General features: G+C 41.4%; 15 protein-coding genes. 6 read left to right on the top strand and 9 right to left on the bottom strand.

Annotation, left to right across the window (positions count from 1 at the left end; translation table 11 throughout):
- Positions 1-188: 188 nt before the first annotated feature.
- The 9 genes from rodA to lysS all read right to left on the bottom strand — a co-directional run bounded on the left by rodA (position 189) and on the right by lysS (position 11,887).
- Positions 189-1,610 carry a rod shape-determining protein RodA gene (gene rodA / locus DDZ16_RS01140; RefSeq protein WP_109262579.1) on the bottom strand — a complete coding sequence of 474 codons (1,422 nt, stop codon included), beginning with the start codon at positions 1,608-1,610 and terminating at the stop codon, positions 189-191.
- Positions 1,594-3,441, bottom strand: a complete 1,848-nt coding sequence (mrdA, locus tag DDZ16_RS01145) for a penicillin-binding protein 2 (RefSeq protein WP_109262580.1) — start codon at positions 3,439-3,441, stop codon at positions 1,594-1,596. Before mrdA ends, rodA begins: the two co-directional genes overlap by 17 nt.
- Positions 3,442-3,455: 14 nt before the next feature.
- The gene (gene mreD / locus DDZ16_RS01150; RefSeq protein ID WP_109262581.1) at positions 3,456-3,974 is read right to left on the bottom strand and encodes a rod shape-determining protein MreD; all 519 of its coding nucleotides are present in this window, start codon (positions 3,972-3,974) and stop codon (positions 3,456-3,458) included.
- Positions 3,967-4,797: a rod shape-determining protein MreC gene (mreC, locus tag DDZ16_RS01155; RefSeq protein ID WP_109262582.1), complete on the bottom strand. Its 831-nt coding sequence runs from the start codon at positions 4,795-4,797 to the stop codon at positions 3,967-3,969. Before mreC ends, mreD begins: the two co-directional genes overlap by 8 nt.
- Positions 4,798-4,817: 20 nt before the next feature.
- Entirely contained in the window at positions 4,818-5,840 is a 1,023-nt protein-coding gene (locus DDZ16_RS01160) for a rod shape-determining protein (RefSeq protein WP_109262583.1), read from the bottom strand.
- A 12-nt stretch (positions 5,841-5,852) separates the two neighbouring features.
- On the bottom strand, positions 5,853-7,379 hold the full coding sequence (gene purH / locus DDZ16_RS01165) for a bifunctional phosphoribosylaminoimidazolecarboxamide formyltransferase/IMP cyclohydrolase (protein ID WP_109262584.1): 1,527 nt from the start codon (positions 7,377-7,379) through the stop codon (positions 5,853-5,855).
- Between the two features lie 266 nt (positions 7,380-7,645).
- Positions 7,646-8,989: a glucose-6-phosphate isomerase gene (locus DDZ16_RS01170; RefSeq protein WP_109262585.1), complete on the bottom strand. Its 1,344-nt coding sequence runs from the start codon at positions 8,987-8,989 to the stop codon at positions 7,646-7,648.
- A 91-nt stretch (positions 8,990-9,080) separates the two neighbouring features.
- Complete coding sequence (locus DDZ16_RS01175; RefSeq protein WP_109262586.1) at positions 9,081-10,076, bottom strand: NAD(P)H-dependent glycerol-3-phosphate dehydrogenase; 996 nt, start codon at positions 10,074-10,076, stop codon at positions 9,081-9,083.
- An 86-nt stretch (positions 10,077-10,162) separates the two neighbouring features.
- Positions 10,163-11,887 (bottom strand): lysine--tRNA ligase, encoded by a 1,725-nt coding sequence (gene lysS / locus DDZ16_RS01180; RefSeq protein ID WP_109262587.1) that lies wholly within the window; start codon positions 11,885-11,887, stop codon positions 10,163-10,165.
- Positions 11,888-12,884: 997 nt separating this feature from the next.
- Between lysS and lipA the strand changes: the two genes are divergently transcribed.
- From lipA to DDZ16_RS01210, 6 genes are all read left to right on the top strand, one after another.
- Positions 12,885-13,751, top strand: coding sequence for a lipoyl synthase (lipA, locus tag DDZ16_RS01185; RefSeq protein ID WP_109262588.1), 867 nt, complete (start codon positions 12,885-12,887; stop codon positions 13,749-13,751).
- Complete coding sequence (gene lipB, locus DDZ16_RS01190) at positions 13,748-14,467, top strand: lipoyl(octanoyl) transferase LipB (protein ID WP_109262589.1); 720 nt, start codon at positions 13,748-13,750, stop codon at positions 14,465-14,467. Before lipA ends, lipB begins: the two co-directional genes overlap by 4 nt.
- Before the next feature lie 237 nt (positions 14,468-14,704).
- Complete coding sequence (gene recJ, locus DDZ16_RS01195; RefSeq protein ID WP_109262590.1) at positions 14,705-16,420, top strand: single-stranded-DNA-specific exonuclease RecJ; 1,716 nt, start codon at positions 14,705-14,707, stop codon at positions 16,418-16,420.
- A gap of 268 nt (positions 16,421-16,688) precedes the next feature.
- Entirely contained in the window at positions 16,689-19,355 is a 2,667-nt protein-coding gene (locus tag DDZ16_RS01200; RefSeq protein ID WP_109262591.1) for a beta-glucosidase, read from the top strand.
- Between the two features lie 287 nt (positions 19,356-19,642).
- Entirely contained in the window at positions 19,643-21,982 is a 2,340-nt protein-coding gene (locus DDZ16_RS01205) for a hypothetical protein (RefSeq protein ID WP_109262592.1), read from the top strand.
- Between the two features lie 156 nt (positions 21,983-22,138).
- Positions 22,139-22,981, top strand: coding sequence for a hypothetical protein (locus DDZ16_RS01210; RefSeq protein WP_109262593.1), 843 nt, complete (start codon positions 22,139-22,141; stop codon positions 22,979-22,981).
- The last annotated feature ends 80 nt before the right edge of the window (positions 22,982-23,061 follow it).

The raw sequence follows: 23,061 nt of genomic DNA on the forward strand, positions 1-23,061 counted from the left end.
CCGCTGATCCGGATTTGCAATCCGAATCTCTTTAACAGTGGGTTTGTAACCCACAAAAGCTGCCCATGAAGCTCTTTAGCAGGATTGCAAATACTGGGTTGAGGTACCGCAGATTGCAAATTCGCGGTAGCGAAGAGTTTTGGCAGAATTGCAAACCCGCCTTAGCGGTAAGCAGAAATGAAAGCCCATTACCTGATCAATTCCGCCCGGTTGGTGTCAAGTTTTAGAAATATGAACAACAGAATGGTAAATCCCCAAAAAGACGAGCCTCCGTAACTGAAAAAGGGCAGAGGAATGCCGATTACAGGAGCCAATCCAATGGTCATGCCGATGTTAATGGCGATGTGCATAAAAAAGATCGCTGCCACTCCATATCCATATATACGTGAAAAAGCGGAGTGTTGTCTTTCGGCCAGAAACAGAATTCGGAATAAAAGAATTAAAAAGAGTAAAATTACCATGGAAGTTCCCAGGAAACCCCATTCTTCTCCTACTGTACAAAAGATGAAATCGGTACTTTGCTCGGGCACAAAATCAAATTTTGTTTGAGTGCCTTGCAGAAACCCTTTCCCATAAAATCCTCCTGAACCAATAGCGATTTTTGACTGATTAACGTTGTAACCAATGCCTTGGGGGTCATTTTCCAGTCCCAGCATAACCAGAATACGGTTTTTTTGGTAGTCGGATAAAACCGAATCGAAAACATAATGCGTAGAATAGGTGTATCCCAGCATTCCCCAAAGTAATAATAAACCAATTCCAATACCCGGCAGCCGCTTGACGATAACTTGACCTGTCAGATAGAGAGTAGAAGCTGCAACCCCTGCAAGAAACGGAATGGTGAATCCAAAATCTTTTTCGAGCAATCGGGAAACACCAAAAATAAGGATAAAAACCAGGGCTGTAATGCCAACAATAATCAAAGCTGCCTTCTTTTGTTTCTCAAAATAGACGTAACCGGCAAAGAGTAAAAAGAGGTCTGCCATTATATAGACAGTTGGGTATAAAAGGGATAAAACAAGTACAATGGCGGCCAATGCCCCAAGAAAAAGTACTACAGGTGACATCCCTTCCCTGAAGAAAACCAGAAAGAATGCAAAGTAAACCAGTGCTGAACCAGTGTCATTTTGCATTAAAATGATGATGGCCGGTAAAAACACTACCATCCCCATTTTCAATACATAGCGCCATGAATTCATCTGAAAATTGTAGCGACTCATTACTCTGGCTAAAGCCAGACCGGCAGCAACTTTGGTGAGCTCGGCCGGCTGAAATCTTACGGGACCCAGTTGAAACCATGCTTTGGCTCCATTGATTTCTACTCCAAAAAGTAAGGCCATTAATAGAAGAAGAATCGATATCCCAAAAAAGATATATGCAAATTCAACAAAAAACTTACTGTCGATTAAAAAGAGGGCTCCAATCATAATTAACGACAAACCGATCCATATTAACTGCTTGGCAGGCTCGGATGATGACCGCAAAAGCTCTGTGGCTTCCGGATCAAAGTTGGCAGCATAAATATTGAGCCAGCCAAATACTACCAGCAATGAATAAATGGCGACTGTAAACCAGTCAATGTTTTTATATGGTCTAATCGTTACTCTCATGTATCAGGTCTGCATCTAACATTCGTTGTTCAATCCACTTCCGGGTACGGTGGATTTCTCCATTCAGATATTTTTCAATAATAAGGCTGGAAATGGGGGCTCCGTATGTGGAGCCATAGGTTCCGTTTTCTACATAGGTGGCAACTGCTATTTGAGGATTTTCTTTGGGCGCAAAGGCGATGAAAATACTATGGTCGTCTCCATGAGGATTCTCTGCAGTTCCTGTTTTTCCGCAAATAGTGATGCCGGGTATTTGTGCAATGCGCGCTGTACTTCCGGCACCGCCCCATACTGCCTGTTCCATTCCTTCAATTACAGGTTTGAAAAAAACAGAATCTATTCCCACGTAATTGGCTTGCTTATACTTTGAGGGTATTGTGTCGTTCTCAATCTTCTTTGCAACATGTGGAATGTACCAGTGTCCCTTGTTGGCAATAGCTGCTGCCATATTGGCCATTTGGATGGGGGTGGTAAGTAATTCTCCCTGACCTATGGCGAGAGAAATGACAGTGAGCGAGCCCCAGCTGCCATTGTAAATTTTATCATAATAATTGCTGTTGGGGACAAATCCTCTTCCTTCATTGCTGAGATCTGTGCCCAGTTTATAGCCAAACCCGAAATTTACCAAATAATCTTTCCATACGTCAAGTCCTGTTTTGGGAGAACCGTAAACAGGATTGTCCAGGACTCTTCGGAATGTATGGCAGTAATAGGCATTACATGACATCTGGATCGAAGCAGGCAGTTTTAAGGGACTGGGATGAGAGTGGCATCCCACAGATAATGCCCGGGTGTGATATCCCATTTGACATCCAAAACTGGTTTCAGGATTCACCACTCCCTCCTGAAGGCCAATAAGGGCCATCAGTGTTTTAAATGTTGACCCGGGAGGATAACCGGATTGGAGTGGTCGGTTGAATAGCGGGTAAAGAGTATCATTGGCAAGTTTGGGGAAATTTTCATTTCTTTTGCGGCCTACCAAAAGGGACGGATCATAGGACGGAGAGGAAACCATTGTAAGGATCTCACCCGTTGATGGTTCAATAGCAACGATGCTGCCTACCTTGTTTTGCATCAGCTTCTCTCCATATTGCTGGAGTTGGTGATCCAGGGTTAATGTAAGGTCTTTTCCTGAAACTGCTGCTGAGTCGTAACGTCCATCCCTGAAAGCGCCTTTTTGGCGACCGTGAACATCTACCAACACAAAACGTGCTCCTTTCCGGCCGCGAAGAGACTTTTCATAGGTCTTTTCTATTCCGCTAATTCCCACATAGTCACCTTGCGAATAATAAGTCCTTTCCTTGAGTTGTTTTTCACTTATTTCGCCCACATATCCCAATATATTAGCAGCTGTGGGGTATTCATATTTTCGTACAATTCTTCGCTGACCAAAGAATCCTTTAAACTTGAAAAGTTTTTCCTGGAAGTAGCCATACTGCTCTGCAGTCATCTGCTTGTAGAACACTGAGGGCTGAAAGGAGGAGATTTTTCGTGTCCTGAGATTTTGCCGTATCCTGTCGAAAAGGTCCCGGGCTTCATTGAGTTCAATTCCCATACTTGTGGCAAGCTCAAAGGTATCTAAAGGCTCTGTTTCCCGGGGAACTACCATGATGTCATAAACTGCCTGGTTAGAAACCATAAGCTCCTGGTTGCGGTCATAAATGAGTCCGCGTGAAGGAAATTCTGTAATCTTCCGGCGTGCGTTACTCTCAGCTGAAAACTTGTAAGAGGGATCGTATACCTGCAGCATGAATAGCCTCAGAACATAAATAATGCCCAGGAGAACCATTATCAGGCCTATGACTATGGTGCGGTTATTAAAGTTACCCACTTACTATTTATGGTTTATATGGTTCCTGATTTTCTTTTTGAAAATAGCATCGCAATAAATATAAAGACTACCGATACGATACTGCTCAAAATACTTTTCCAAAGTGTACTTAAAAAGTTCTCAAAGCTGAAGGCCTCCACAAAAAATAAAAACAAGTGATGAATGGCTACCATTAATACAGAGTACTTGAAAAACCATCCGAATCCATAATCGGCCGGAATTGGTCGGGTACCCATCTCATATCCGTCGCGTGGAGAAAAGGAACTGAGAATGAATGGACGAACAAATGCCATAAAAACAGTCGCAGCGGCATGAAGCCCAAGGGTATTCATGAAAATATCTACTATGATACCTGTCGTAAACCCGAGAGCCACCAGCATCCATTTTGGGGTGGAGAATGGAAGGGTAATAATGAACAATACATACAAATACGGATTAAGATATCCGCTAAACTGAAGATTGTTTAGCAGAAGTACCTGTACCAATACAAGTATGATGAAATTGAATAGATATCTTGGGAGCAGATTAATCATTTTCACTTGTTTTTTCTAGTTCCCGCTGTTCCTCAGCTTCTTTCTTTTCAACAACCTGAACATACTGGAGCTTTTTAAAATCCACTGACAAAAGTACTTTTATATCATAGAAGCCTTCTCCCTGATCAATATTTATTTCATCTATAGTCCCAATAAGAATATCTTCCGGAAAAATGGAGGAATACCCGCTGGAAACAACTGCATCTCCAACAGAAGGCGCAGCGTGCGCAGGAATTCCGCTTAATGTGGCATGCCGGTATGATCCACCTTCCCAGTTCAATGATCCAAAAAAACCGGTCTTTCGCAGCCTGGCTGAAATTTTCAACCTTGTGTTAAGTAATGAAATGGCTGTTGAGTAATTTTCTGAAGTGTTAAGAACAACTCCAACCAGGCCCCGGGATGATATGACACCCATATCCCTTGAAATGCCATCCTTCATTCCCTTGTTTAATGTGATGTAATTAAAGTGTTTGTTGACAGAATTGTTGATTACCCTGGCCGACCTGTAACGATAGTGCCGGCCGGATATGGTGTCAATCACCAAATCTATGGTCCTTCCCGCATAATAGGTCTTATTATCCAGAAGGTTACGAAGCTCTGCATTCTTTTTTGACAGTTCTTCGTTGGTTTGCTTAAGCTCGAAATACTGGATTACAGAACTGAATCTCTCGAATAAAAAACCCGATACCTTATTGGATGAACTCAGATAAATATTCCTGTGATATTCGTTGTAATTGAATATGAAATAGAAGCTCACTATTTCGAAAAACAGAAACAGGAGAAAAAAATGGTTTCGAATGATGAAACGAATAAAGTTTCTCATCTTGTTATTTTAATGCTGTTCTATCTCATCAGGAACGAGAACTTATGGCGGTTTTTCAGTGCAATACCTGTTCCCCGTGCCACTGCATGCAAGGGATCTTCAGCAATGTGAAACGGGATGTTGATTTTGTCGGTCAGACGTTTATCCAAACCTCTCAACAAGGCTCCACCGCCCGCCAGATAAATGCCATTCATAACAATGTCGGCATAAAGCTCGGGAGGTGTTTGCTCCAATGCGTTAAGTATTGCTGTCTCCATTTTAGAGATGGACTTCTCAAGGCAATGCGAAATCTCCTGATACGAAACCGGAACTTCAATTGGAAGTGCTGTCATTTGGTTGGGCCCTTGCACAATATAGTCTGCCGGAGGATCATCCAGCTCAGGGAGAGCTGACCCTACGTGGATCTTAATTTCTTCAGCGGTTCTTTCTCCTATTTTTATGTTGTGCTGGCGGCGCATGTATTCCATAATGTCGGTAGTGAGGTCATCACCGGCAATGCGAATAGATTTGTTGGTAACAATACCACCCAGGGAGATAACAGCGATCTCTGTTGTTCCACCACCGATATCAACAACCATGTTGCCTTCGGGCGCTTCTACATCCAACCCGATTCCGAGGGCTGCGGCCATTGGCTCATAGATCATATAGACCTCACGGCCACCGGCATGTTCCCCGGAGTCCCTTACCGCCCTTATTTCTACTTCTGTACTACCCGATGGGATACAAATAACCATTGTAAGTGATGGGGTGAATACCTGGCTTTTTTTGTTGATCATTTTAATCATGCCACGAATCATTTGTTCAGCAGCATTAAAGTCGGCAATTACTCCGTCGCGGAGTGGGCGGATAGTATATATATTATCGTGGGTTTTGCCGTGCATCTGACGAGCCTTTTCTCCGATGGCTTCCAGTTTGTCGGTACGGCGGTTCAGAGCCACAATACTGGGCTCATCCACAACAATTTTATCGTTCTGAATTATGATGGTGTTGGCGGTCCCCAGGTCCATGGCCAACTCTTGTGATAAAAATGAAAACAATCCCATTGTTTCTTGCTTTTAGTGTTTAAAGTGACGGGTGCCGGTAAATACCATGGACATATCGTTGGCGTTACAGTACTCAACAGAGTCTTTATCGCGAACAGAGCCTCCCGGCTGAATTACCGTTTTAATTCCGGCTTCGTGGGCAATCTCAACTGAATCGGCAAAAGGGAAAAAGGCATCCGAAGCCATTGCTGCTCCTTCCATGTCAAATTCAAATGCCTGAGCTTTTGCAATGGCTTGCTTTAAAGCATCGACACGTGAAGTTTGTCCCATTCCGCTACCAATTAATTGCTTGTTCTTGGCCAAAACGATGGCGTTTGACTTTGAATGCTTAACTATTTTGTTGGCAAACAACAGATCTTCCAACTCAGCATTAGTGGCTTTTTTGTTGGTGACAGTTTCCAGATCTTCTTTCCCCTCAATCTTAATATCTTTATCCTGCACCAAAACGCCATTCAGCAATGTACGTGTATTATGTGCTGAGGTTTCAGCAGGTTTCTGTACAAGAATGATTCTGTTCTTCTTCTGCTTAAGGATATCCAATGCTTTGCTGTCATATCCGGGAGCTATGATGACTTCAAAAAATATTTTATTGATATCGCCGGCTACCTCTGCAGTCACTGGTTTATTGGTAATAATAATTCCTCCAAAAGCAGATACGGGATCTCCTGCAAGGGCATCTTTCCATGCATCCAACAGGGTGTCGCGTGAAGCTAACCCGCAGGCATTGTTGTGTTTGAGGACTGCTACCGTGGTTTCTTTAAATTCTGCAATTAATGAAACAGCTGCGTCAATATCAAGTAAGTTATTGTAAGAAATTTCTTTGCCATGAAGCTGGTCAAACAAATCATCAAAACGGCCGTAAAAAGTACCTTTCTGATGAGGATTTTCACCATACCTTAACGGCTTACTTTCATTAACTGATTGTCTGAACCCCGAAAACTGAAGATCTTTGTTGAAATAATTGAAAATGGCTGTGTCATAATTGGATGAAACAGCGAAAGCCGAGGCGGCAAAAAACTGTCGATCATCAAGAGAGGTTTCTCCGTTTTGGTGGTCCAGAACATTCTGAAGATTCGAATACTGATCTTTTGAAGGAACAATGACTACATCTTTGTAATTTTTGGCAGCTGCTCGAATCAGAGCAATTCCGCCAATGTCGATTTTTTCGATAATATCCGCATGGGAAGCTCCTGAAGCAACAGTGTCTTCAAACGGGTAAAGGTCTACAATGATCAGGTCAATTTCCGGAATTTCAAATTCTTCCATTTGCTTTTGGTCGGACTCGTTGTCCCTGCGACCTAAAATTCCACCAAAAACTTTTGGATGAAGTGTTTTTACACGGCCCCCCAGAATGGAAGGATAGCTTGTGAGGGATTCCACTGCGTTTACTTCAACTCCAAGTCCTTCTATAAACGACTGGGTTCCTCCTGTGGAATAGATCTTTACTCCTGACTTGTCAAGTTGTTTGACGATGTCATCCAAACCATCTTTATGAAAAACTGATATTAATGCAGATTTTATCTTTTTTGTGGCAGTCATTGTTTAAAAATATTTTAATCCGAGAATAGACGCAAAATTAAGAAAAAGAGAACATTTAGCAATAACAGAGTATTTTTTTATGGATGCTATCCTTATATAATATTAAAAACTGCTTTCAGTTCTGTTTAGTTTTTGAAAAAATGAGCGTTTTATTGTGGGATTGGGGCGTATTAAGGGAAAGAAATTGGTGTCAGGTGACAACCGGAACATGAAACGTTTTAATAAATAAAAAAGCTGCCCGGCATCCGGACAGCTTTGATTTGGGGTTATAGTCTCTTTTTTATTTCTTCGGTGGCTTCTTCAAAGCCGGGTTTGCCAAGCAAGGCAAACATGTTTTTCTTGTAGGCTTCTACACCTGGTTGGTCAAATGGATTGACCCCAAGAACGTAGCCACTTATTCCACACGCTTTTTCGAAGAAGTAAAGCAACTGTCCAAGATAAAACTCATTGAGCTCAGGGATTTCAATCTTGATATTGGGAACACCACCGTCGGTATGAGCTATGCGGGTTCCCAGTTCAGCCATTTTGTTGACTTCGTCAATGCGCTTTCCGGCAATATAGTTCAATTTGTCAAGATCGCCTTCATCACGGGGAATTAAAACTCTGTGACGGGCAGCACCAACCGAAACCACGGTTTCGAAAATGCTTCTTTCACCATCCTGAATCCATTGTCCCATACTGTGAAGATCTGTGGTGAAATCTACTGCTGCCGGGAAAATACCTTTGTTTTCTTTTCCTTCACTTTCGCCGTAAAGCTGTTTCCACCATTCTGATACATAGTGAAGCTTTGGCTGATAGTTGACCATTATCTCAATCTTCTTACCCTTTTGGTAAAGCAGGTTTCTCGCGGCAGCATAAATGGTTGCGGGATTCTTGTCGAAAGGGACATCTGTTCCGGTAAGTGATTTCATCTCTTTGGCGCCACGTACAAGTTCACTGATGCTGTAGCCGGAAACGGCAATAGGAAGAAGACCTACAGGAGTCAAAACTGAAAAGCGTCCGCCCACATCATCAGGAATTACGTAGGTCTCGTAACCTTCCTGGTCGGCCAGTGTGCGCAAAGCTCCTTTTTCGGCATCAGTAACTGCTACAATACGATCTTTTACTTCATCTTTATCGTATTTAGTTTCCAATAGTTCTTTCAGTACCCGAAAAGCAATGGCAGGTTCGGTTGTGGTACCTGACTTAGAAATAACGATGATCCCAAATGATTTATCTTTCAGAAGGTCCAGTAGCTCATAAGTGTAATCTTCACCGATGTTTTGGCCGGCATAAAGAATAGCCGGGTTTTTCCGGTCACCCTTAAGATGATCAAATGAGTCATTTAGGGCATCAATTACTGCACGGGCTCCAAGATAACTTCCCCCGATGCCGACAACCACAACATAATCGGCTTTTCCGCGTAAGCGGGCTGCAGTTTTTTCAATTGACATTAAGTGATCCTGATCAATATTATCTGGTAAGTCCAGCCATCCAAGGAAATCGTTTCCTTTGCCTGACTTTTCGGTAAGGGTCTGTAATTGTTTCAGAACATTGTCCTGCTCCTTGTTGATCATGTCTTGTGTAACTTCCGGAGCTACCTGAGACACATCGATACTGAGGTTCTTCATAGTCATATAGTTTTTTAATGGTCTTAAAAATTGAGTACTTACTGATTTGTTCTGCCGGCAAAAGGGGCCTGGCAGGAAATTTTGTAAGTCATTATCTTAACTGGTCTGTCAAAAGCTTTATCTCGATAGCCGGGGATATCTTTTCGTAGATGATATTGTAAACCGCTTCGGTTATAGGCATATTGACTTTGTATTTTTTGTTGATGTCCATGATGCTTTTCACAGCATAATATCCTTCGGCAATCATCAGCATTTCAAGTTGGGCACTCTTTACAGAGTAACCTTTTCCAAGCATATTTCCAAAAGTTCTGTTCCTGGAGAATTGGGAATAGGCTGTTACCAAAAGATCTCCCAGGTAGGCAGAGCTTTTAATATCACGGGTAATGGGATGAATCGTGTCTACAAAGCGCTTTATTTCCTGAATGCCATTGGATATTAAAACTGCCTGAAAATTATCTCCATACCCCAAGCCGTGGCAAATTCCTGCAGCAATGGCCATGACGTTTTTCATGACAGCAGAGTATTCGGTTCCGTAAATGTCATCAATAACCGTTGTTTTGATGTAAGAGCACCTCAGTTTGGCTGCAAAAATACGTGCCCTTTTGATGTCCTGACAAGCAATGGTAAGGTATGATAAACGTTCCAGGGCTACCTCTTCGGCATGACAAGGTCCTGATATTACAGCTATTGAATTAATCGGGACCTCGTAGTGCTTATTGAAAAAGTTTCCAATAATTAAGTTCTCATCCGGGATTAGCCCTTTAATGGCTGATACAACATACTTCTCCTTAAGAGAGGCTTTCAATGGTTTTAAAGCTTCCTTAAGGAAAGCGGATGGAATCACAAAAATGAGAATGTCAGATTGTTCAACAATTTCATTGATATCTGTTGAGAAGAAAATTTTGTCTGTGTCAAAATCCACTGAGGTCAGGTAGTTGGGGTTGTGCCCAACTTTTTTAAACCGCTCAATGTGTTCTTCTTCCCGGAAATACCAGTTCAGTCTGTCTGAATTATTCAGGACCATTTTGGCGATAGCAGTGGCCCAACTTCCACTTCCTATTATTCCAATGGTCGATTCTTCATCCATGCCGGTCTGTTTTGATTTTTGCCTGTAAATTTATTAACTGCTTTAATGATGATGCAACGATAATTGTCATCTATTTGCAACAATCTTTAATTTTCCACCCAGCTTTTTACTTCTTCTGGCTTAGGATTTTTGAGTCCAAGCTTATGTTTTTTGTTCAATCCGCAAAGTTCCTGGTGCAGTTTATTGGGATTGGACTCTTTTAGTTCATCAACTTTCAGGTAACCGGCTTTGTAAATGACCTGGACCCACTCAGCAGGTACGCCTGTTTCAGTGAATTTTTCTTCACTGTCGCGTTCTTTTTTCTTCTCAGGCCGCATTTGCGGGAAAAAAAGAACTTCCTGGATGGTACTCTGGTCGGTCATTAGCATCGTTAGGCGGTCAATACCAATTCCCATTCCTGATGTTGGTGGCATTCCATATTCCAGGGCTCTTACAAAGTCCATGTCGATAAACATCGCCTCATCATCACCTTTCTCTGATAATTGAAGCTGCTCTTTGAAGCGTCCCAGCTGATCGATGGGGTCGTTAAGTTCGGAGTATGCGTTGGCAATTTCTTTACCGTTCACCATTAGCTCAAATCGCTCTGTGAGTTCGGGGTTTTTACGGTGCTTTTTGCACAATGGGGACATTTCAACCGGGTAGTCGGTGATGAATGTAGGTTGAATGTATGAACCTTCACATTTTTCTCCGAATATTTCATCAATGAGTTTGCCTTTACCCATCGACTCGTCATATTCCACTTCCAGTTCATCACACACCTTCCTGAGCTGTTGCTCATCCATTCCCGAAATTTCATAACCGGTGTGTTCTTTAATGGCATCCAGCATGCTGATGCGCTTAAAAGGACGCTTGAAATTAATGGTTTGCTCACCCAGTTTTACCTCGGTGGTTCCATGTAGGTCAAGTGCCACTTTTTCAATCATTTGTTCTGTGAAATCCATCATCCACTTGTAGTCCTTATAAGCTACGTAGATCTCCATTACAGTGAATTCAGGATTATGGGTGCGGTCCATCCCCTCGTTACGGAAATCTTTTCCGAATTCGTAAACACCTTCGTAGCCTCCTACGATCAACCGCTTGAGATATAACTCATTGGCAATGCGGAGATAAAGTGGCATATCCAGAGTGTTGTGATGGGTGATAAACGGACGTGCCGCTGCACCTCCCGGAATGGATTGCAATATGGGAGTTTCAACTTCCAGATAGTCTTTTGAGTTAAAAAACTCCCGCATGGAATTAATGATCTGTGCGCGTTTTCTGAATGTGTCACGTACTTTGTCATTAACAATCAAATCCACATACCGTTGTCTGTATCGTTGCTCCGGATCGGAAAATGCGTCATATACTTTGCCGTCTTTTTCCTTTACGACAGGTAGCGGCTTCAGTGACTTGGCAAGTACCGTTAAGGAGGTAACATGTACTGATATTTCCCCCATCTTGGTTTTAAAAACGAACCCTTTGATGCCGATGATGTCACCAATGTCCAAAAGTTTTTTGAAAACGGTGTTGTACATGGTTTTGTCATCTTCCGGACAAATGTCATCACGACGCAGGTAGATCTGAATACGTCCTTCCTTGTCTTTAAGTTCTGCAAAGGAGGCACTACCCATAATTCGACGGCCCATGATACGGCCTGCCAGGCAGACTTCCTGAAAGGCATCGGGGTGTTGGTCAAATTCCTTTTTGATGTGTTCAGAATAATGGGTTACGGGGAATTCTTCTGCCGGAAATGGATTTATTCCAAGGTTTTCCAGCTCTTTCAGACTATTTCGTCTGATAATTTCCTGTTCGCTCAGCTCCAATTGGTTCATAAATCTTTTTTGTTTGTTTATGGGGTTGTTAAGAACCTGTCTATTTGTTTTTCCGGGGTTTCTGGTCTCTAATGGTTATATTAATAGCTTTCACCGATTGTTGGTGTCTTGCCGGTGTGAGTGAGGCTGATTCTTAAGCCGCCTGCCCCTGAATATATTGAGATTCAACCCACAAATAAAGGAGGTTTATCAATTGCTTTGACCAAAGACCATAATCCCCGCAATAAAAAAAACAGCACAAAGATAATGATTACCTGTGAAAACCAATTCGAACCTGTACTATTCGTAAATTTTTAATAGATGTAAAATAAAATCAGCTGACTGTCGATTTTTAAGCAGGGGTCGCTGAAAAAGTCAAAGGGGCAAAATTTACAAGCCGGCCCAATCGAAGGAGTATTGAAATACTTGGAGATTGGGACGGGGAAGTAAATTTTTTTCTTTTGATTAGCAGTTTTCTTATTTACAAGTGCAAAGGTCTAAAAGTATGCAATGGAATAACCTTGTACCCAGTTATTCGTTGATGTGCTTTAAGTGTCCAATAGCTAATTGAATCTGCGTTTTTCAACGCACCCTACTTACGTAAATGAGTGTTTTGGTGGCAAGCATAACGAAGCAAGTGGTATTTTATGGACAGACACTTCTAGTAGTGTCGGTCTATAAATTAAGTAGTTGAATAAAAAACGAGATATTACTTTCCTATTTCATTGGGCAATTATTTGTTGAGTGGCGGTGGCCTTTGTTTGATTAATTTTGAGGGAATCATTGATTTTATTTGACATCATGTTTTCGATCCGTATAAAAGAAAGATTATTTCGCAGGGTTTGCTAATTTTCCTTGAATAGCTTTGAAGGTCTTATCTGGAACAATTAGGCGGAATTTCTATATATTCCCCGCGAGATTGGGGATATCATTGTTATTTAAATTCATTTTAATTAAAATTGCACATTTTGTGCTTTGATTTGTTATTAATATAAAACTCGAATAGATATTTTTAAATATGGATATTGTTTCTCAAAGAAAAAGAAAACCAGCCTGGTTAAAGATCCAGTTGCCCAATACGGCTGATTACAGTTGGATGAATAAGACCATAAAGGATCATAAACTGCATACCATCTGTACAAGTGGTAAATGCCCTAATTCAGCAGAATGCTGGGGGAACGGAACGGCCACTTTTATGATTTTGGGCGATATTTGCACCCGCTCCTGTAAGTTTTGTAATGTTAAAACAGGGAAACCTGATGCTGTGGATTTCAAAGAGCCATTTCGCATAGCCCGGTCGATACAGATTATGAAATTGAAACATGCAGTTATTACTTCTGTTGACCGTGATGATTTGGAAGATGGTGGTGCCGGTGTTTGGGCAGAAACCATCCTGAAAGTGAAGGAGATGAACCCCGGCATAACGCAGGAAGTGCTTATTCCTGATTTTAACGGGTTGACGCATTTGATTCAGAAAGTTATTGATGCCCGGCCCGAGGTGGTTAGCCACAATCTTGAAACAGTTCGCCGTTTGACTCCTCAAATCAGGAGTAAGGCCAAATATGACTTGAGTCTGAAAGTGCTGAATTACATCGCTTCCTCCGGAGTTGTGCCTAAGTCGGGTATTATGGTTGGGTTGGGTGAAACGCCTGAGGAGGTATTTGATACCATGGACGATCTGGTGAATGCAGGTGTTAAGGTTTTGACCATCGGACAGTACTTGCAACCTTCTCCAAAACACCTTGAAGTTCAGGAATATGTTACCCCTGAACAGTTTGAAATATATAAAAAAGAAGGTCTCAAAAAGGGGTTTAAATATGTTGAGAGTGGGCCTTTGGTCCGTTCCTCCTATCATGCCGAAAAACATATAAATGCATTGAAATGACAAATGATTCGACAACAATATTTGAAGACCTTGGGGAAATAGATTACAAAAAGGCTTGGGATTATCAGGAAGAGCAATTTGACCGGATTGTTAAAAGTAAGCTTTTTAATCGGGATAATCCCGATCAGGTTAAATCCATTGAGCATCATTTGATTTTTTGCGAACATCCCCACGTCTACACTCTTGGGAAAAGCGGTCAGGCCAATAACCTGCTTATTCAGGATGAATTTTTGAAGAAAATAAATGCCAGTTTCTATAAAATTAACCGTGGGGGAGATATTACTTATCACGGGCCGGGGCAAATTGTCGGGTACCCGATTTTTGACCTGGAACAAATGGCGCTGGGGATTAAGGAATATATCTTTAAATTGGAAGAGGCGATCATCAAAACCATAGGGGAATTTGGAATTGAGGGGGACAGGCTTCCGGGGGCTACCGGTGTCTGGCTTGAAATTCAAACGCCCCGTGCGCGTAAAATTTGTGCTATAGGAGTGCGTGCCAGTAGATATGTGTCAATGCATGGATTTGCTCTTAATGTTAACACAAACCTGGATTATTTTAATTACATCAATCCTTGTGGCTTTGTGGATAAGGGTGTTACTTCTATGGAGAAAGAGCTTGGGCAAAAAGTTTCCATACAGGAGGTTAAAGACAAATTAAAAAATAATCTGCAAGAAGTATTTGATCTTAAATTTTGCAGGTCAATGGTAGGTTAAGTGGTCTGCATGGTTTTAAAAACTTGGATGTTTAAAGCCAATGTGAGGTGAATGTACAGAGTTTTGCCGGAATGCAAAAAATGAGATAAAGATTTGAAGTTATATTCAATCTCATATATAGTGTTTTAAGGGGTTTCATAGTTTTGTTGTTGATAACTTTTGTGTTGAAAATATTCCGGGCTGATTGAAAATGGGTATATTTTGAGAAATTTAATGTCTCAAAAGTGAGGTGGTGAAATGGAAAAAAGATGGAGTATAAAAGAGCACTCTGATACAGATATAGAAGCAGAGCTATCTGCTTATGAAAATATCGGACCTATTCTTGGCAAGCTCCTGGTCCAGAGAGATGTCAGGAGTATAGAAGAAGCACGTACGTTTTTTAATTCAAGCCTTGACGATCTCTTTGATCCTTTTCTGATGAAGGGGATGGAGGAGGCGGTAGATCGCATTGTGGAAGCTATAAAAAATCAGGAAAACATTTTGATTTATGGTGACTATGATGTTGATGGTACTACCAGTGTGGCTCTTGTTTATTCATTTCTTCGTGAAATACACTCTTCAATTGATTTCTATATTCCCGATCGTTACGATGAGGGCTATGGGATTTCTTACAAAGGAATCGATCTTGCGGCCGAAAAAAGCGTTACTCTGATTGTGGCCCTTGATTGCGGTATTAAGGCGGTTGACAAGGTTGAATATGCCCGCAATAAGGGGGTGGAGTTTATAATATGTGACCACCATACCCCGGGTGATTATTTGCCTGATGCAGTTGCTTGTCTTGATCCAAAGCGGCCTGACTGCGGATATCCCGAAAAAAATCTTTCAGGGTGCGGCGTCGGTTTTAAAATGTTGCAGGGATTTTGTGAAAAAGAAGGGATCAACAAAGAGAAACTCTATCAGTATCTCGATCTTGTTGTGGTGAGTATTGCTTCTGATATTGTGCCTATTATAGGTGAGAATCGGATTCTTGCTGATATGGGGCTGCGCAAGCTGAACGAAGATCCCGGTACCGGCTTGAAAAGTATTATTCGGGTTTCCGGAATGCAGGGAAGGGAGCTGACCATTAGCGATATAATTTTTAAAATTGGTCCCAGAATCAATGCTGCCGGTCGCATTGAGTCCGGAAAAGATGCTGTTCAATTGTTGGTGAGTAATGATGAAAACCAGGCTTATGGGATGAGTCGTACCATTAATGCATGCAATGAAACACGTAAGGATCTTGACCGGAATATTACAAAAGAGGCATTGAACCTACTTCAGTCAGACAAGCCCGGGAATGGCCGTAAAACGACAGTTCTTTTTCAGCCAGAGTGGCATAAAGGGGTTATCGGCATTGTTGCCTCCAGGCTAACTGAATCGTATTACCGTCCTACTGTAGTTCTTACGGCTTCAAAGGGCATGGTAACCGGTTCTGCCCGTTCTGTGGATGGTTATGACCTTTACCATGCAATTGAAGCATGTCAGGACTTGCTTGAGAATTTTGGCGGGCACACCTATGCTGCCGGTTTGACACTCAAACCCGAAAATATTGGTGCCTTCATCGAGCGCTTCGAAAATGTAGTATCCGAAACCATCAGACCTGACCAGATGATTCCTCAAATCGAGGTGGATGCGGAAATCAGTCTTTCTGAAATAACATCAGGCTTCTTCAAAAATCTTAAACGATTCAGACCTTATGGGCCGGGAAATCTGAAACCTGTTTTTGTAACGCACAATGTTTATGATTTTGGTACCAGTAAAGTGGTTGGGAAAGAAAAAGAACACCTAAAGCTTGAAATGATTGAAAGTACTTCGCCTACAATAGTGAAAGGCATTGCCTTTGGGAAGGGGCATCTTCTAAAACAAATCAAAGAATCCCAGCCATTTGATATTTGTTATACAATTGAAGAAAGTGTTTATGATGATCACCTGCCTCTTCAATTGATGGTGAAAGATATCAAATTTTCGGAATAGCCTCTTTAATTGTTTTTCTTTCTTCTTCCCATGGGAGAGAAAAATTTTTTTCACGTCAATTTTTTTCATCTAAAGCCCTTTTGTTGGGCTTTTTTTATTTGTAGCAGTAGCTTTCGTTTCGCTTTGCAAGCACACAAAAGTGATCGCCAGGAGACTCCATAGACCAAATATCTTTTAGAAAAAAATAAAAAAAGTTCAAAAACACATGCAAAAAAATGTAAAAAGGTTATTTTTGTACTGTACCGTTCTGTTTTAAAAATATTAAACTATGAAAAAAATTTTATGGGGTATTATACTGATGGCAGCTATCAGCGGACCCGTTTCGGGACAGAAATTGCCTTACCAGAATGCCAACCTGAAAGTAAATGATCGTGTTGAGGATCTGCTATCCAGAATGACCCTTAAAGAGAAGTTCTGGCAAATGTTTATGATTCCCGGAGATTTAAGCGATGGAAAAGAAAGGTATCAGGAAGGAATTTTTGGATTTCAGGTTGCTGCTAAGGGCCGGCAAGCTGAGGCTGCTGGTCAGATGTTGGATTACGGATCATCGGGAACCGCCGGGCAGGTGGCCGGGAAGATAAACGAAATTCAGCGCTTTTTTATTGAAGAGTCCCGGTTGGGCATTCCCATTATCCCATTTGACGAGGCCTTGCATGGGTTGGTGCGCGATGGTGCAACTGCTTATCCTCAGGCCATCGCATTGGCTGCCACCTGGGATACTACTCTTGTTGGAGAAGTGGCCCGTGCCATTGCGGTGGAGACAAGGACCCGTGGAATTCGCCAAATTCTTTCACCGGTATTGAATATCGCAAGGGATGTTCGCTGGGGAAGAACCGAAGAAACCTATGGAGAGGATCCTTATTTGACGACCTTTATGGCGAAGTCTTTTATCGGTAAGCTCGAAAATAACGGAATCATTGCAACGCCAAAGCACTTTGTAGCAAATGTAGGCGCGGGAGGAAGAGATAGTTACCCCATTCATTTTAATGAACGGATTTTGGAAGAAATTTACTTCCCGGCTTTTAAAGAGGTTTTTTTAGAAACAGGTGTCCGATCTGTTATGACGGCCTATAACTCTTTGGATGGAACTCCATGTACTTCTAATGAATGGTTGCTCCGGGAAAAACTAAAGGGAGAGTGGGGCTTTGATGGCTTTGTGATTTCGGATGCAGGCGCAACTGGTGGGGCTAATGTTCTGCACTTTACAGCAGCTGATTATGCCGAAGCTACCGAGGATGCAATTGAAGGCGGACTGGATGTGATTTTTCAAACTTCATATGATCATTACCCTCTCTTTTGGGAGGCTTATCAAAAGGGTATGATAGATACATCTGCTGTAAATGATGCCGTTAGAAGAGTACTCAAAGCTAAGTTTGAGCTTGGATTATTTGAAGATCCTTATGTTGATCCTCAAAAAGCGGCTAAGTGGAACAATCATAAAAGTCATAGGAGTCTGTCAAGGAGAGCAGCTGTGGAATCCATGGTTTTGCTGCAAAACTATAACGACATCCTCCCTTTAAAAAACAATAATAACATTGCATTGATAGGGTATGATGCAGATGCAGGACGGTTGGGGGGATACAGTGGTCCGGGAAATGATATTGTTACTTTTTATGATGGTTTGAAACGCCGGTTTGGAAAAAATTCTGTTTCCCTTGCAAAAGGGGTGCCGCTCATGTCTTCTGACTTTGTTTCTGTTTCCAGTGAATTTTTGAGTTCTGAAAAGAACGGGCAAACGGTTCAGGGGCTTAATGCTGAATACTTTGATAATATTAATTTCGAGGGAGTCCCGGTTGTAAAGCGAACCGATAAGCAGGTAAGCTTTGGATGGACTTTATTCTCTCCTGATCCCAAGCTCGAATTTGGTTGGTATTCGGTAAGATGGACCGGAACGATTGAGGCTCCCGAAACCGGTATTTTCAATATTGGCATAGAGGGAAATGATGGCTATAAAATGTGGTTGGACAACGAATTGGTAATTGACAATCAAATTAAAACCACTCATGGTGCGCGGGTTTTTCCTTATTCATTTGAAAAAGGAAAGACTTATGACATCAAAATTGAGTTCTTCGAATCATCAGGAAGGGCAAGGTTCAACCTTGTTTGGGACTATGGCGTTGACCGGCATTGGCAAAAACAAATTGCCAATGCGGTGGCAGTTGCTGAGAAATCTGACGTGGCAGTTGTGGCTGCTGGTATTCATGAAGGAGAATTTCAGGACCGTGGACTGCTTTCGTTACCCGGACATCAGGAGGAATTGATAAAGGCTGTTGCAGCGACAGGAAAGCCAACTGTTGTAGTTTTGTTTGGTGGTAGTGCCATTACGATGAGTAACTGGAAAGAGGATGTTGATGGTATTCTGATGGCATGGTATCCGGGAGAAGTGGGGGGAGATGCACTGGCTGATATCATCTCCGGGGATGCTAATCCGGCCGGTCGTTTGCCTGTTACATTTCCGGTTCATGAAGGCCAATGCCCCTTGTATTACAATCATAAACCCACGGGAAGAGGTGATGATTACTATAATCTGACAGGCGAACCTTTATTTCCCTTTGGTTATGGTCTTAGTTATACCTCCTTTGAATATTCAGGTTTGAAACTGAGCCAATCCGAAATAAATCCCGAGGAGAAGGTAAAAGTGACTTGCAAAATCAAAAATACAGGGAAAGTTGCAGGAGATGAGGTGGTTCAATTGTATATACACGATACTCTTGCTTCAGTTGTCAGGCCTGTTATTGAGTTAAAAGGATTTCAAAGGGTATCCTTAAAACCCGGGGAGGAAAAAGAGGTGTCTTTTGAACTTGGATTTAATGAATTGAGCATGCTGGACAAATCTCTCACACGGGTCGTTGAGCCTGGCGAATTTCGAATTATGATAGGGGGCTCCTCCAAGGATATAAGATTAAGAGAATTTTTGACTGTTACTGAAGGATAAAAGCCATCATAATTGAGATCTGTGAAGCGAGCAGGGAACGTTAATTTTTCAAAACTGTTACAAAAGTGAATGTGTATAATGTAGCCGAATTCCCTGTCTTACAACCAGGAGTGTTCCATGTCAATAATTTAGATAAAATTTATAGAGATGAAACGAGCATGATATTTTTTAAGCATAAATATCACAAAAGAATATGTTTAAAAAATATTATGTGAGAGCGAAGCGGTTCCATTCGTTCTCAAATTTTTAATTAGTTTTTTATCAGATAATTACAAGATTTTAAACGAATGAAAAAATATTATTTTTCTCTGCTGCTGAGTGTGCTTCTTTCAGTCTTTAACATGCATGCTCAAATTAGTTTTAAAACCAATGATTTAGAGATAAAGGTTAATAAAAATGGCCAAATCACTCACCTGATTAGTATTGATTCGGGCCAGAATTTTGTCCCTGAAGAAAAGGGCTTTCTTCTGAAAATTAAGATGAACGGAAAGGTTGTTGAGCCGGAAAGAGTTGAAAAAGAGGAGAATGATTTATTGGTTAGTTTTCCTGAGGGCATAAAGCTTAAGGTAAAAACTTTGGAGAATCCCTCTCACGTGCGTTTCGAAATGGTTTCAGTCAATAACCCGGATAGCGTTGAGGCATTGATATGGGGGCCGATAAAAACCCTGATTTCCGAAATTATTGGTGATTTTGTGGGAGTTGTTAGAAATGATGAGTTTGCCATCGGGATTCAAGCATTGAATGTGAAGACTACCGGCGGACAACTCAAGAACAAGGAGGGCGCTGTTTATTCAAGAGGGACGGCAGCAGTTCCCCAGGACTATGGTTCAAGCTTGCAGGCATTTTGTGTTAATAGGAGTCAATCCCGAAAGATTGAAGTATGGAACGGCTTTAAAGAAACTCAGGTTGTTGGCAATCCTGGTTTTGGAATCGAAGGTAGCGCTATTGCTGTTTTCGGAACAAAGCCTGAAAAAGCTTTGGCGACCATTGGCCAAATTGAAATAAAGGAGGGCTTACCTCATATTCTCATCGATGGGGAGTGGATAAAATCCAGTGAAAAAGCAGGTCGACCTTATATTATTAGTAATTTTAGTGAATCCAATTTCGGTGAAATGTTGGATTTTGTTGAAGAGGTCGGGTTTTACAGTCTTTATCATAGTCATCCTTTTTCCAATTGGGGACACTTTGATTTGTTACCCGGTTTATTTCCGGGAGGACGAGACGGACTCAAGGCTTGTGTGGAAAAAGCCAGTCAGCGCAATATAAGGGTAGGAGTTCATACGCTTACAAATTTCATTACCACCAACGATCCTTTAGTAACTCCAATACCAAATGATGGCCTGGCCATCTATGCGACTACTACTTTGGTGCGGGAAATTGCTGCGGAAGACGATGAGATAATTATAGAAGATCCGGAGCATTACTCCGTAAAAACTTCATTGCAAACAGTGAGAATCGGGGACGAACTGATTCGTTTTGCAAGGGTTAGTGATACAAAACCATACAGATTACTGCAATGCCAGCGAGGTGCCTTTGGGACCAATGCCACAGATCATAAAGCAGGAGATACCATTGGCCGTTTAATCGATCATCCGTATAAAACTTTTTATCCGGATATGAATCTTCAATCGAAAATTGTAGAAAATCTCGTAGACTTTTTTAATGAGACCGGTGTATCTCATCTTGATTTTGATGGGCATGAGGGTGCTTTCTCCACCGGCTATGGCGATGCATCAAAAGACTATTTTGCTCTAAAGTTAATAGAAGGAGTTGATCACCCTTTGATCAATGGCACCAGCCGGTCGAGTCATTTTTACTGGCACATCAATACTTATATGAATTGGGGAGAGCCCTGGTATGGCGGAATGCGAGAGAGTCAGAATGAGGTTCGTTTTAGAAATCAAGCCGTTCTGGAACGGAATTATCAGCCTAATATGCTTGGATGGTTTTGGTACAGAGCAAATACAACGCCTGAAGAGATGGAATGGGTCATGGCCCGGGCTGCAGGTTGGAATGCAGGATATGCCCTGGTTGTCAATCCCGATGATATTAAGAAAAACCCTCATACATCAGAATTGATTGAAATCATTAGGATATGGGAAGAGGCCAAAACCCGTAATATTTTCAATGAACAACAAAGGAGGCTGCTGAAATCTGGCGAGAACGATTTTTCACTGTCCAAAGTAAATGAGCTTCAGTTTAATTTGCAACATTACAAGAAGGAGACGTTTATTCATGATAACATAGTTTTGCAACCCGGGCAGCCCAATTATTCTGAATGGAGTTTTATTTCTCAACAAGATGGACAACCTCTTTATATTCAGCTGGGAGCGAATGGTGAAGAAGGGGTTATTAGCAATATTGTAATGGAATTAGACGGTTTTAAAACCATGAAATTTGGAATTGATTTGCAAGCTGGTTACAGTTGCGTTTACAATGGGGGAAATGCTATTCTTGTTTACAATGAAAAAGGACAGTTTATTAAGAAAGTTTTGCCCGACTTTGAAGATGTGAAATTGGATAAAGGGAGGCATACAATTCGGATCTCTTGTGATAACAGCAATTCAGCGATGAAATTGAAAGGAGAGATTCGGTTAAAAGACAGGGTTGATACAATAAAGTTATAGAAGTAACTGGTAAACGTGAAATTCAATACAGGATTATAAACCCAGCCCTGTTTTCTCACTCCTTTATATTAAAATTGTGCAAATAATATGGGCATGCATCATAAAATTTAATGATCTGTTGTATATTTGTGCAAAACAACATAAAGCTGATTAACTATGAGAAATTTGCTTAACCAACCATTGATCGCCATTATATTGGCTGTTGCATTGGTCTTTTCTGCCTGTCAATCTGGAAAGAAAAAGAACAATAACAAGGAAGAAAGAGGAACAGTTGCTACACAGAAGATAGAGAAAGAAGAGATTGAAAAGGATGTTCGTGAGTTTGTTTATCCTTTGCCAACCACTTTCGAAGTGACTGAAATGCTTAATCGGATAGGTGCCTCTTATATCCTTACATTGTCCAATGCCGCTGAGAATGTGGACAAGTATCTGACAGAGAAAAAGCAGGCCATCAACCTTGGTGTTTATGGAGCTGATTTGAGTTATGCCAGTACTTACAATCAAAAGCAGCAAATAATGAGCTATATGGAAGCATCCAGAAAGCTCATCGATGCCTTGAATATCTCAGGTGCTTTGCCTTCCGACCTTGTTGAGAAGATTGAGCAAAATGAAGATAATAAGGATAAACTTGTGGAAATTATTACCAATACTTTCTACGATACCTATGATTATCTGAATGCCAATAACCGTGGTGCAGTGAGTATGTTGGTGTTGGCCGGTAGCTGGGTGGAAGCGCTTTACATTACTACTAACATCTCTGAGGATACTTATCAGAATAAAGAGATGGTGAAAATTGTCATGCAGCAGAAATCTTCACTTAATAAGCTCCTTGGCTTAATGAAAAATTATGAGTCAGATGAGGATGTTGCAGAAGTGATGGGTAAGCTCAAACCTTTAGCCAGAGTTTACAATATGGTTGAAGAAAATGCTATTTCTGAAGAACAGATGGATATTATCATTAACGAAGTTGCTAAAGTGAGGGCTGACTTTGTAGAATAAAAACTTTAGCAGGAAAAGTTCTTTAAAAAGATACAACCAGGAAGCCACTTCGGAATTACCGGAGTGGCTTTGTTATTCTC

The sequence above is a fragment of the Marinilabilia rubra genome (assembly GCF_003121985.1).
Taxonomy (GTDB): domain Bacteria; phylum Bacteroidota; class Bacteroidia; order Bacteroidales; family Marinilabiliaceae; genus Marinilabilia; species Marinilabilia rubra.